This is a genomic window from Vibrio gazogenes, from assembly GCF_023920225.1.
In the GTDB taxonomy this organism is placed as follows: Bacteria; Pseudomonadota; Gammaproteobacteria; order Enterobacterales; family Vibrionaceae; genus Vibrio; species Vibrio gazogenes.
Map to the genome: position 1 here is coordinate 19332 of NZ_CP092588.1, position 13625 is coordinate 32956.

General features: G+C 43.5%; 9 protein-coding genes. 6 read left to right on the forward strand and 3 right to left on the reverse strand.

Going from position 1 to position 13625, the window contains the following annotated elements; translation table 11 throughout:
* Window positions 1-207: 207 nt before the first annotated feature.
* Complete coding sequence (locus MKS89_RS15740; protein WP_072954150.1) at window positions 208-1023, reverse strand: AraC family transcriptional regulator; 816 nt, start codon at window positions 1021-1023, stop codon at window positions 208-210.
* A 535-nt stretch (window positions 1024-1558) separates the two neighbouring features.
* Between MKS89_RS15740 and MKS89_RS15745 the strand changes: the two genes are divergently transcribed.
* Both MKS89_RS15745 and MKS89_RS15750 read left to right on the forward strand, forming a co-directional pair.
* Entirely contained in the window at window positions 1559-2665 is a 1107-nt protein-coding gene (locus MKS89_RS15745; protein ID WP_072954153.1) for a PEGA domain-containing protein, read from the forward strand.
* A 157-nt stretch (window positions 2666-2822) separates the two neighbouring features.
* Window positions 2823-4655: a formylglycine-generating enzyme family protein gene (locus tag MKS89_RS15750; protein ID WP_072955036.1), complete on the forward strand. Its 1833-nt coding sequence runs from the start codon at window positions 2823-2825 to the stop codon at window positions 4653-4655.
* A gap of 100 nt (window positions 4656-4755) precedes the next feature.
* Here MKS89_RS15750 and pdxH read toward each other — a convergent pair whose 3' ends face one another.
* The gene (gene pdxH, locus MKS89_RS15755; RefSeq protein ID WP_072954156.1) at window positions 4756-5406 is read right to left on the reverse strand and encodes a pyridoxamine 5'-phosphate oxidase; all 651 of its coding nucleotides are present in this window, start codon (window positions 5404-5406) and stop codon (window positions 4756-4758) included.
* Window positions 5407-5653: 247 nt separating this feature from the next.
* On the opposite strand from pdxH, the gene MKS89_RS15760 reads away from it, so the two are divergent.
* From MKS89_RS15760 to MKS89_RS15775, 4 genes are read left to right on the forward strand one after another with little or no spacing between them, the layout of a single operon-like run.
* A complete protein-coding gene (locus tag MKS89_RS15760; RefSeq protein ID WP_072954159.1) occupies window positions 5654-7045 on the forward strand; it encodes an HlyD family type I secretion periplasmic adaptor subunit in 1392 nt (463 codons plus the stop codon).
* A gap of 50 nt (window positions 7046-7095) precedes the next feature.
* Window positions 7096-7764 (forward strand): transglutaminase-like cysteine peptidase, encoded by a 669-nt coding sequence (locus tag MKS89_RS15765; protein WP_072955039.1) that lies wholly within the window; start codon window positions 7096-7098, stop codon window positions 7762-7764.
* Between the two features lie 6 nt (window positions 7765-7770).
* The gene (locus MKS89_RS15770; RefSeq protein WP_072954162.1) at window positions 7771-9684 is read left to right on the forward strand and encodes a bifunctional diguanylate cyclase/phosphodiesterase; all 1914 of its coding nucleotides are present in this window, start codon (window positions 7771-7773) and stop codon (window positions 9682-9684) included.
* 26 nt (window positions 9685-9710) lie between these two features.
* Window positions 9711-11822: a type I secretion system permease/ATPase gene (locus MKS89_RS15775; protein WP_072954164.1), complete on the forward strand. Its 2112-nt coding sequence runs from the start codon at window positions 9711-9713 to the stop codon at window positions 11820-11822.
* Window positions 11823-11868: 46 nt separating this feature from the next.
* Here the strand turns inward: MKS89_RS15775 and MKS89_RS15780 are convergent, their stop codons facing one another.
* Window positions 11869-13548, reverse strand: a complete 1680-nt coding sequence (locus MKS89_RS15780; protein WP_072954166.1) for a flagellar assembly protein A — start codon at window positions 13546-13548, stop codon at window positions 11869-11871.
* Between the last annotated feature and the right edge of the window lie 77 nt (window positions 13549-13625).

A 13625-nucleotide genomic window follows, 5' to 3' on the forward strand; every position in this document is an offset into this window, starting at 1 on the left:
TGAAAAGCTCCGATATTTAACAAATTAAAAACACAATCACATCAATTAAACTAACGTATCGACATATTTTTTTAGCGAACAGCGAAAGATATAAACACATTAAGACCGCTGAAAAACAGACCCAAACGGATCAGTCCATATCAGCAATGGTGTGGGAAACAAATAAGAAAGAAAAAACGATGGTAGGGTTGATTTAGGATCAACGCCTTATTTTTGGTAACGTTTTTTGTAAGCAGACGGGGATAGGCCAACGAGTCGAATAAATGCATGAGAGAAAGAGCTCTGCCCTGAGAAACCGGTAACATCCGCAATCTGTCCCAGCGTATATCCGCCCTGTTGAATGAGCCGTTTTGCCATTTGAACTCGCTTATCCAACACATACTGATACGGTGTGACACCAGTCGTTGCTTTAAAATGTGAGTGGAATTGACTTTCTCCGAGAAAAACACGGCCGGCAAGTTGGGCAACCGTGATCGGTCGTCCTATATTTCGATCGATATAATGATCAATGATGTCCATATCGAAGCGAGACTCTTTGACGTGTGGAACATAACCGGTGATATGACGAGGTAAGATCGAGACGAGCGTATCATGACAAGCCTGACTCAGCAGATAATCTTCCGGAGCTGTGGCAATCTCCTGCCCCAGAATTCGAATCAGATTCTTAAATGGTTCATCGAGGCAAAAATAGCATCCAGAATTCGACAGATCATTGAATTGTTGCATCATCAGTGGTGCTTCTGTCGCAAAAAACGGTAAATTGAGAACCATGATATCAGCACTTTCAACAATCCCACCGAAAGCGTGGTTGACTCCCGCGTGGACAATACACCCCTGCCCCGGGCCAACTCGGTTACCATAGCCACTAATTTCAAATTCCGTCATTCCATTAAGGCATACGACAATTTGTGTATAAAAATGAGCATGGCAATCCATCCCCGATGGCAACGTCATCACTTCCGCCGGTCTCGGCGTCGGCGTTTGATCGGACACCGATAAGGAAGCTTTTTTTTGCATAGACATCCCACATCCTCCTCAAAATCCGGTGCGACAATTGCGATACGCAATATAGTATCAATCATATGAATAGTTGATTTTTACCTTAGAACCGCTATTTTTTCAAACACAACGACACAAGATAAGCATACAGATGATTATCAGAAATGATGAATCCAAATCTGTAACTAATTCCGTGAAAATAATTGCCGTTCATGTATATTAGGCATGTTGATAAATCTCGAAAGAGTATGACGCTGAGCGTTTGAGCGAAATCCGGAACAATGATCAAGTGCACATAAATTACGGAGAATGTTTGTTCAAGCGCAAACCAGAGCAGAGATTGAGGTGAAGTACTTGCATATTTTCTCATTCGGCTCAAAATGGAAGTTGCATGTTTAAAATATACAAAATCAGAGACCTAAGTTAAATTTTGTGTTATTCATGCTTCCAATAGAGTAAGAATTATGAGACAGCTACTTCATTATTTTTCTAGTTGTCGAGTCATTGTCTTCTCCACAGAGTTACTGTGGCTAAACGTTAAAAATTGTTGCAGGGACCTATGATAGTACGTCACATCCCAGCGCTCGTATTGGCGCTTATCCCTCTTTTGGGACCAGCATTTGTATATGCTGATGAAGCAAATGTCGCACAGACTGATCCTGTTGCGACGATTGATGCAAAAATAGATACAAAGCAAGGTGAAATAAAATCTATTTCATCCAAGTACGATACTGAGATCACGAAACTCCAGCAGTTGAAAAATGATCAAGACCGTTTGAAACGCGAGGGCGGTAAGCTGGAAACGAAAAGAAATCGTGCCAAATCCGATCTGGACAAACAATATAGCCAACTTCTCGAAGATCCGGACATCGATTTAACAACCTTTCAGAAAAAGTATCAGGAAGTCTGGAATGAGTTAAAGCAAAATCAGGCAGCTCGACTGGATAATGAACAGACGATTACTGAAAGTGAAATGCGTGTTTCCCAGCTCAAACAGAAGCAAGCCCGTCTGAAAAGTGAGCTCGACAACCTGAAAGAGTCTCGGGTTGAAGCTCGGGTCAAACGCATTAATGCTGAGTTGATGGATAGCAACACGATTGAAGCGAACTATAAGACAACGTGTTCTACGACGATGACGTTGGGTGAATGTGCGAATCAAGGTGTTTATCTAACCAAACAGAAAGCAGTCTCCGCCTTTCAGGATAAACTACTCGATAATCTGACAGAGTCTGTCATCGCCAAGCAAAATCTTAAAAATATCGATCTGAATGTATCAATTCAGGATAGCCAGATTTTGTCGAGCGGTTTTCAGGGTAACAATGATTACTACACGAAGATTCAAGCACAACTTCAGGCTCGGCCAGAAACAACTACCGGATGTAAATTGTTGGGTGTATCAACACGGTACTGTCTGCAAGGACAGAAAAACTATAAGCCGAAAAAAGAAAAGCAGTGGGCAAACATAACCGTCCGCTCTGACCAGTATCAAGATTCTGTGACGATTGACGGAGTCAGTTATGGTAGTACTCCAGTTGAGATTGTTCTACCACACGGTCGCCATCAGTTTACAGTGTCCAAAGACGGGTATGAGACATATAATCAAGTCATTACAGTCAATAGTAATGATACGGTATGGGTCAAACTTCGTCCGAATAAGCAAAGCTAAATGCCAATTTGTGAATTATTTTTTGGGTACGATTCACAAAGATATGGTTACGACGCCATTTTGTCTGTAAGTTATTGATATATGACTTATGGTCGAATGGCGTTTTCGTTTACAATCGATCAGACGACTTGACGATCCAACATTGAAGTACAAAAGCATGCGACAAGGAATAACTGCTCTATTATCAACCCTCCTGCTTGGTTTCGTATCATTCAGCGCTTTTGCTGAGGATGCGACATTGCCAGAAGAAGCCGCACCTTTAGTCAACCAAATTGACGATGCACTTTTCAGTAAAAATACTGAGCTGGAAAAAGCCCAGAAAGTTTTACAAGAAAAACAACAGACTGTCGCAAACCAACACACCGAGCTCAACAGACTTCATCAACAAAATAAGGAACTTTCAGCCAAGCTGAACCAAACAAAAAAAGATTTGGAAAATGCCTATCAAAAGATGATCTCGGATCCCAAACTGGATATCAGCGCTTATCAGTCTACCTACCAAAATGCATGGTCAAAATACAAGCAAAATCAGAAGAGTTTGTTTGATATGGATAACCAACTGGAAGAACAGAAAGGGTTACTCAAAGATCAGGAAACAAAGGTTTCTCTACTCAAAAAGAACATTGCCGATCTCCAGAGAAATAAGTTGAAAGCCCGGGCAAAACGTTTGAGGATCGAACTGTTAAAAGAAGGGGTGGAGAAAGTCAGCTTCACCAACCGTTGTCACCCATCAATGACAATTGCCGCATGTGAACAACAAACCATAAAACTGGCTCTGCAAAAAGCTGTCAAACAGTTCCAGACATCTTTACTGAACAGTGTTAGCGAGTCTCCAACGGCAATGAAACATGCTTCGAAAGCGTCCCTGAATATTCATGTCCTTCAGCATCAGACAATTCAGTCGGGTTTCTCTGATGCCAGCCGGTATCAAACCATTGTTGAAGCGCGGTTGGGAGCACGGCCTAGCAATGCAGCGCCTTGCCAACTTTTAGATATTGATGCCCAGTACTGTATCATTGATGATCAACAACCAATTCAGCAGGAAGTCGCTTGGTTTAATCTGACACTTCGTTCCAATCTATATGACGACCAAGTGATCATTGATGATGTTCGTTATGGTCATACACCACTGACATTAACGCTACCGGAAGGTGTTCATCAGGTCCGGATCGAAAAAACAGGTTATATTCCGTATCAAACAGAGGTTAATCTGAAGTCAGACAGCCAACTTCGGGCTGTTTTGAAAGAAGAGCATAATCAGTTGAAAACTGGCTATGCATTTGCGGATGCATTATCACCAAGCCTCTCAGGGCCCGAGTTGGTCACGATAACGCCAGGGAAATTCTTTATCGGGGAACATGCATCGACCCAAGTGTTCCTTGATCATGCTTTCGCGATTTCATCAACCCCCATCACCGTTGGACTGTTCAAAGCATTTGTCACTCAGACCAATTACCGTTCAGATGCAGAATTGATGAAAACGTGTGTGGCGATGATCAATAACCAAATGACCCCCCAGTCTGGCCATTACTGGCGTAATCCAGGATTTAAACAATCTTCGCAATCTCCGGTTGTTTGCGTCAGCCAAAATGATGCGAAAGCATTTACAGACTGGCTTTCAAAACAAACAGGGTTTAAATACCGCCTCCCAACGGAAGATGAATGGGAAATTGCAGCTCGGGCTGGTACTCAAACCGACTACTGGTGGGGCGATGATTTTGCTACCGGCTTAGCCAATACCGGGTGGAGTGGCTCTTTCTGGGCAAACAAAAGCACATCTCCGGTCAAATCATTCCCTGCTAATCCTCTCGGACTGTATGACGTTATCGGAAACGTCTGGGAATGGACCAGCGCGCCTCAAGGTCTCCTTAAAGGCGGAGCTTGGAGTTTCTCACCACTCAATGCAGTGGTCTATAGCCAACTCTTCTCTGAGCCATCAACAGCCGCTAATTACATCGGTTTTCGAGTTGTAAGAGACATTAAAGAGTAAGAATAATTTACCGACCAAACCAAAAAGGGAAGCCATTGCTTCCCTTTTCTGTATCTGTTGCCATCTGATGGTTAATGAGGGCGATAACAAGCTCAATAGATTAAGGTGCCAATCGGTTAATCTCCCACGGTTCGCCACCTTGACCCATCTCTTGTTGAGAATAAAGGAACCGATCATGCAAACGATGTTCCCCACCCTGCCAAAATTCGAAACTCTCAGGAATCACGCGATACCCTCCCCAAAAGCTAGGGACAGGAATTTCTCCTTGGGTAAACTTTTGCTTTAACTCCAGAAACTTCCCTTCCAATATACCCCGGGCAGAGATTCGCTGGCTTTGATGGCTGGCAATGGCAGCCAACTGACTATCTTTCGGACGAGAGGAAAAGTATTTAAAATTTTCCATCGCTGAAAGTTTCTGGGCCCGTCCGGTGATATGCACCTGACGATCTAACATATGCCACGGAAAATGAAGACTAATGCGATTATTGTGTTCAATATGCTGTGCTTTACGGCTACCCAGATTGGTATAGAAAATGAACCCATGTTCACCAGAATCTTTCAGCAATACAATCCGCTGAAAAGGTTGACCATCGGGAGCAACTGTCGCAACTGTCATGGCTGTCGGATCAGAAATATTGGCATCAATCGCCTGTTGTAGCCAATGCTCGAATTGATGAAAAGGATTCTGTATTAAATCTTTTTTTCTCAAACCACCTTGAATATATTCTCGACGAATATCAGAGAGTTTCATGAGCGCTCCTGCGTTTTTTTCGTGATTGTGCGCCTTTCATATCGATAAGACAAGTGTCACATTACTCCCCCGACAAAACGGCAACAATTTTCAGAAAAACCAAGCAATCTCGTAAAGGTATGGTACAGTTTCTAACGAAAAGAGAGGAATTCAGCGATTTTCAGCATCTATCTGGTGCCAATTCTTAACATTTCATCAGACTAGTAATAAAATCAACAGAGTAATCCGAACCGAATAGGATGTCTTGATGCGTAAAGACAGCTACAGCGAGCTTTCATCAGAAGAACTGGAATATGTTGACGATAAAACTGCGGCACTTCTGCTGAATACCCCCAATAGTGCTCGGATTATGTTATGGGTTATGGTTGTTTTTTTTGTTACTGCAATCATTTGGGCATCTTTTGCTGAAATAGATAAAGTCACTGTCGGAAATGGGAAAGTCATCCCCTCCTCCCAAGTTCAAGTCATCCAAAACTTAGAAGGCGGGCTGGTCAAAAAAATTCTGGTCAAAGAGGGTCAGCACGTCGAAAAAGGCCAACAACTGATACTCCTTGATAAAACTCGCTTCTTGTCCGATTACCGCGAGCGAGAGCAGGAGGTTGCCAACTTAACAGCAAACGTCGTCCAACTGTCCACCGCCATTAACAGTGTGCAAATTAATGAAAAATTCGACGAAACCAACTGGCAGAAAAATGTTGTCGTAACCTACCATCATTTGAAATTCCCCCAAGCCTTGGTTGAAAAAAAAGCCAAATTAGTGAAACGACAAGAAGCACAGTACACGCAGTCACTGGATAATTTGAGAAACCAGCTTTCGGTCGTCGATCAACAAATCAAACAAAAAAATCAGGATCTGATTGAATTACAAGCCAGAGTCGCGAATTTGGAGCAAAGCTATAAGTATGTTCAAAAAGAGCTACAAATGACTGAACCACTGGCAAAAGAAGGCGTTGTACCAGAGATCGAGATTCTAAAATTACAACGACAAGTGAATGATATCCGCCGAGATATGACATCTGGCCAATTAAAAATCCCACTGGCAAAAGCGGCTTTCAAAGAAGCGATGTATAGCCGTATCGATACCGCACAAACCTTCCGCTCCGAACAGCAGGACAAGTTAAATCAAGCTCAGGATAAGCTATCAGCGCTCACCGAGTCAGCAGTCGGGCTGGAAGACCGAGTCAACCGGACGGTGGTCGTTTCTCCAGTCAACGGCACGGTCAAAACACTCAATGTCAATACTGTGGGTGGCGTGATTCAACCGGGGATGGATATTGTTGAAATTGTCCCTTCAGAAGATACATTACTTGTTGAAGCAAAAATTGCCCCTCAAGACATTGCTTTCCTTCGTCCGAATTTACATGCTATCGTCAAATTTAGTGCCTATAACTTTAGTAAATATGGCGGATTGGAAGGCACACTTGAACACATCAGTGCCGATACCTCTCAGGATGAAGAGGGCAACAGTTTCTATATTGTTCGGGTCAGGACGTTTTCCACCACATTGCATCATGATGGAGACCTCCCTATTATCCCGGGAATGACCGCATCAGTAGATATCATCACCGGGAAAAGAACCGTGATGGAGTATCTTTTACAGCCGATACTTGGTGCACAGGAAAACGCACTGAAAGAATAATGGAGCCGATATCTGCCCATGAACAATCCGATCAGAAAAATAGAGGCATTATGAAACGCTGGCTGACAGTCATCTCAATGCTATTAATACTGATGGTATCGTCATTACAGGCCCTTGATACCACGGAACAGAAGTGGGTAAATGCCGTCACCCGAGTTTACGGTGAGCGGGCAGGAAAACGAGTAGCCGCTTGGCGAAATGCTCTGGCCGAATATAAACCGCTCTCAACACAAGAAAAACTGGAAAAAGTGAATGCCTTTTTCAATCAGCTCTACTTCGTCAGCGATATTAAGTTATGGGGTAAACAAGATTACTGGGCAACACCGCTGGAATTTCTGGGAGCCAATGCCGGTGATTGTGAAGATTTTACGATTGCCAAATATTTCTCTCTCAGAGAAATTGGCATACCGGACAGTAAACTGAGATTAGTCTATGTTAAAGCCATTAAACTCAATCAGTTTCACATGGTTCTGGCCTATTACAAAACACCAGATGCAGAGCCTCTCATCCTCGATAATCTGATACCTCAAATCAAGCCAGCAAGACGCAGAACTGATTTATTGCCGATCTACAGTTTCAATGGTCGGAATCTATGGCTGATGAAATCGAAAAATAGTCAGTTGGCGGGCGACTCATCTCGTTTGAGTCTGTGGAATGACTTAAGGAATCGGGAACGGGAACTCATTTTGAATAAACCGATAATTAGCTACGATGGGTAGGGAAATATGACTCTTTACAAGCAAATCGTTATGGGAATGATTGCGCTGTTTATTTTGCTGATTAGTTCTGTATTTATTATTGAATTTAATACGACACGCAGCAACCTTGAACAACAGCAACGTTCAGAAGTCAGCAACACCATCAACACTGTCGGGCTGGCACTAGCTCCGTATTTGGAAGATAAAGACACGGTTTCAGCCGAGTCGGTTATCAATGCATTGTTTGATGGCAGCACGTATTCGCTGGTCAAATTAACCTTTTTCGATAAGCGGCCAGCGATTGTGCGCACTTATCCCATTACACCAAACGGTGTCCCGAAATGGTTCACTCACTTTGGTTTGTTTAAACCAATCCATGAAAGCCGTGTGGTCACCAGTGGCTGGATGCAGCTCGCCAAGGTAGAAATTGTTAGCCATCCGGGCGAAGCATATCGGCAGCTATGGGATGCCCTCATTCGACTGAGCATTGTTTTCGGCTGTGTTTTCCTATTCGGACTGATCGCAATTTCGCTGATTATCAAACACTCTCTACGACCACTTCATGCGATAGTGATAAAAATGGAGCAGGTTGCGCGCAGCCAGTTTGGTAAGCCATTACCTCCGCCCATGACGAAAGACCTCATCCATGTCGTTGATGGGATCAACCAGATGTCTTCTCAGATTGAAAAGGCTTTTATGGCTCAGGCAAGAGAAGCGCAACAACTACGAGATCGGGCTTATCTCGATCCGGTCTCAAAACTGGGGAATCGTTCTTACTATATGAATCAGTTGGAAAACTGGTTAAGTGAAGGTGGATACGGTGCCGTTGCAATGCTTCAGGCAACCTTCATCGAAGAAAGCTATGATGTTCAGGGTTACGAGAGCGGAGACATGCAAGTAAAAACACTGGCAGAACGTCTCAAACTGTCGGTGAATGCACCGGGAACGATCCTTGCACGCCTATCAAGTAATGAATTCGCCTTTCTCTTCCCTCATGCTGAAGATGATGAAATTCAGACCATTGCTGAAGATATTATAAACTGTGTCTCAGACATGACACCGGATCCGACGGGGATCGTATCTCCGGAAGCTTATCTGGGATTAGTACTGAATGAATCTAAAACCACAACCTCCAACATTCTGTCGCTGCTGGATAATGCTTTGGCGTCCGCAAAAGCGGATCGGACGAAGCCATATAGCTATATTAATAGTAACGAGAATCGCTTAGTCATGGGTAAACAGCAGTGGAAAACGCTGGTTGATCAAGCAATGAAAGATGATTTGGTTCGTTTTCGATTTCAGGCTGCATGTGACAAGGATGGTAAGGAACTACATAAAGAGGTGTTCTCCTCAATCGAAAAAGATGGTCAACGATACAGTGCGCCACAATACCTGTTTGCGTTGGAGCAACTTAACGTCAGCCATATTTTCGATGAGTATGTGATTCAGCAGATGTTCGACAAATTAGCTCGGGACGAAAACGGTAAGGACATTCTGGCGGTCAACATTTCCGGCAACAGTATTTCAGATCCAAGCTTTATTCGCTGGATATCTCAGTTACTGACGCAGAATCTATCGGTCGCGAAACGATTCCATTTTGAAATTCCGGAAGCCTGTTTCATCGAAAACGCCAACTATACAGCACTATTCTGCCATGCCATTCGGGATGCCGGCGCGGACTTTGGTGTCGATCACTATGGCCGAAATTTCCAAACATTGGATTACCTCAACGAATTCAGACCACATTACGTGAAACTGGACTATTTATTCACGCATAATCTGAAAGATGAGAAACAGACATATACACTTGCGTCGATTTCAAGAGCCGCGCATAACCTAGACATTACAACGGTAGCGTCAAGGATAGAAACACAAGAGCAGCTAGACTTTCTGGCTGAACACTTTATTGATGTATTCCAAGGCTTTATTGTTGATAAGTGATGGAAAAATAGAAAAGGTCAGCTCGAATGCAAGATACATTACTCAATTCGCTGATTTATATCAGTCGGTATTATGGCTTAGCGAACTCTCCGGAAGCGCTGATTAATGGATTACCGTTATCAGATGGGAGACTCACCCCATTTTTGTTCCCTCGGGCAGCAGAAAGGGCTGGATTGGTTGCCAAAGAAAACCGCGCAAAATTGAGCGATATACCTCGACTGATATTCCCCGTCGTGCTCTTGCTGAAAGGTGGCGAATCATGTGTATTACTCAGTATTAATGAAGAGCAACAAGAAGCTGAAGTCGTCACAGAGTCATCCGGTATGGTCCCGATCTCCTATTCTTTTCAGGATCTGGAAGAACGCTATATCGGCCGCTATTTTATGGTCAAAAAGCAGTTCAGTTATGATGAAAGATCTCCGGAAGTCTTAAAAACAAATCAAGGTCACTGGTTTTGGAGTACCATTTGGCAGTCGAAAAAAATTTACCGGGATGTACTGATAGCGTCACTGCTGATCAATGCTTTCGCAATTGCCGCACCAATGTTTTCCCGCTTAGTATATGACAAAGTCGTACCGAATCTCGCATTTGAAACACTCTGGGTTCTTTCCAGCGGTATCGTCTGTATTTTTCTGTTTGATATCACCCTGAAAATGCTCAGAAGCTATTTCATTGATGTCGCAGGAAAAAAATCAGACATTCTGATCTCTTCAAAACTCTACAGTAAGGTGCTGGGCATCCGTATGGAAAACCGTCCCCCTTCTGTCGGAGCATTTGCCAGACACCTACAAGAATTCGAGTCAATCCGGGAGTTTTTCACCTCTGCAACGATTTCGTCACTGATTGATTTGCCGTTTGCCTTCTTATTTCTATTTCTCATCTGGTTAATGTCAGGCCCATTGGTCATTGTTCCGATTGTCGGTGTGATGATGTTAGCATGTTACTCTTACCTGATTCAGCCCAAACTCAAAGTCGCAATCGAAGAAGGCTCCAGACTCGCGTCTCAGAAATATGCCAATCTGATTGAAAGCCTTTCCGGTTTAGAAACCGTCAAACTATTCGGTGCACAAAGTCAATTCCAATATCGCTGGGAAGAAGCGGTTGCACATATGGCGAATTGGAATATAAAAAGCAGAAAAATAACCAATGGTATTCAGAACGCTGCGGGTTTTGTCCAGCAGGTGAGTAACATCGCGATGATTATTGTCGGTGTTTATTTGATTTCTGAAGGTGACTTGACCATGGGGGGCATGATTGCAGCTACAATGCTCAGTAGCAGAGCAATTGCGCCAATGATTCAGCTCTCTTTACTCTCGACTCGGTATACGCAGGCCAAATCAGCTTTCACGTTAATCGAAGGCATTATGGCGATGCCTGATGAGCAAGAGGAAGGGAAACGCTATATTCATCGCCCCATCTTTAAAGGCAAAATCGAATTAGACAACGTGACTTTTCACTACCCTGGCTCTGCGACCGCATCGATTCGTGATGTCAGTATCACCATCAATCCCGGAGAAAAAGTCGCAATTATCGGCAGAGTAGGCTCAGGAAAGACCACATTAGAGCGCTTAATCATGGGATTGTATAAGCCCACAGAAGGCCACATTCGTATTGATGACACCAATATTTCTCAGCTACATCACATTGATATTCGTAGAAATATTGGCTGTACGCCACAAGATAGTCTGCTATTTTTCGGGACAATTCGAGAAAATATTACACTCGGAAGACCATTAGTTGATGATCGAGATATGCTCGATGCAGCAAATCGTGCCGGTGTAACGATGTTTACTCAACAGGATGCAGCCGGAATGGAACGGCAAGTCGGGGAAGGTGGACAATTACTTTCCGGTGGTCAAAAACAAGCAGTAGCAATTGCTCGAGCCTTGTTAGGTCGCCCTCCCGTACTATTAATGGATGAACCGACCAGTGCTATGGATAACCGTTCAGAAATGCACGTGAAGCATCAATTGAAACAGTTAACCCCCAATGAAACACTGATACTCATCACGCATAAAACATCAATGCTGGATATTGTCGATCGTATTATCGTGATGGAAAAAGGTTATGTGATTGCAGATGGCGCGAAAGAGGAAGTGCTAAATAATCTGCGTCAAGGAAACGTCCGGGCTGTTTAACGCCCCCATCAGCAAACAATAAAATTGATGTTGCCGTGATATGAAATCAAATTTCAGAGACAACATCATTTTCATCTAATAGAGAACTACATTTAATTTCGTACTGGGTGAAATTAAAAATACTAGGGCCATGAGATCGCTTGATCACAATACGCTCATCGCCGAATTGAACAATCACATGACTGAACACTTTACTTTTGACTTCAATGGTATTCTCCCTCAACATATCTTCAAATTCATCTTCCATCACTGCGAGCTTATCTTTCTCTTTAACCATCTGCTCACTCGTTTCTTGTTTCAGACGTTCGATCTCTTCTCGCTCTTCTTCAGTTCGTTTTTCTTTGGGTCTCTTATTAAATTCTAATTCCCGACGGACAATGTCCATCGTTCTGGCCTGTGTCTGTTTGTATTGTTCTTTATATTGTTCCAAGCGCTCTCTGTAACTCGCATAGCAGCCAAACGCTTCAACACGCGTTGCTGTATCTCCCTCAACCCCAAGATTGACACAGATGAGTTTACCGCCGACTTTAGCCATGCCCCCACTTAACGTTCCTTGCTTCTCTTTCTCATCGATGACATACAGATCCTGCCCACAACGAATATTATTGCTAATGCTATGCACGGCCAGATGAATATCATCATGTGCCTGAATTTCAGAATACTGCGCATAATTGGCTTTAATTGTCGTACCAGACTTTACCGTGCAAGTGCGCTTCTCGTCATCGGCAGTCGTATGACCAATGATCCCTTTCCCAACTTGAATATCGCCCTGAGCCTGAACATCTGCAGATTCAATAAATCCGCCAACGGTGATAGACCCGGTCGCACGGACAATCATTCCGGATTCAATATTGCCAGCGACAATCAAGGCCCCTTTAAATTTTACATGCCCCGTCCCCACATTGATATTTTGCATACATAATGCATTATCAACATCGATACTTCGTTCCTTGATCAACGGCATTCCGGAAGTCGTCGAGACTAAAATATTGGGGTCTTTCGCAGAAAAGGTGGTGCCTTTGCCTTCTTTCATGGGGGAATCATTCCCCGGTTTTGCCGGAATAATCGTCCCTTGAACCGTATAACCGGGCGTCCCTTTGGTAGCGGGTATCCGGCGCATCACTTCATCGCCTTCTCCCACCGTAATGGTCTCCCCCAAATTTCTCATGTCGAGTTTTGACGAGTTTTTTTTCTGTTGTGGCGCCAACACACGCTTATTCACATCATCAACTAAAGGAATAAATTTCGTATCGACACCGTTGACAGGATTTTTCCCTCGTGCGATAGGCTGAACAAACACCTCTCCGGGGGAGAGCGTTCTGCTCACGATTAAAACTTTTTTCAGTGCTGTCTTATTAATACCTTTGGTCACTTTTGACTGAGCAAGTGCATAAACTAAATCACTACCAAGCAATCCTCGGCCACCATATGCGCCCACAACCACCATACTCGCAAGCATGTCTTGATCTGCTAACTCAACCCTCACTTGCGCATGAAGACGCTTCGCAACGACAGTGTCCTTATAAGCATCGCCTTTGCCTTCATTAGCAACATTGATAAACCGTTCTAATACATCCTGATCCAAATAGAACTTAGAGGCACCTATATTTGCTAAAGCTTCCATGATTCCGCTTTTCGATAATTTCTTACTCAGCGTTTCTATCGGTTTCAGATTCGCGATGACTGATTTTTTATCTTCTGTAATAGATAAGATTCTCTTCCACATCTACGCGCCCTTATCGTACATATCGCAATCCATTCTGTTTGCTCATATTTTACTCATCTCATGACAGCAACTAAATA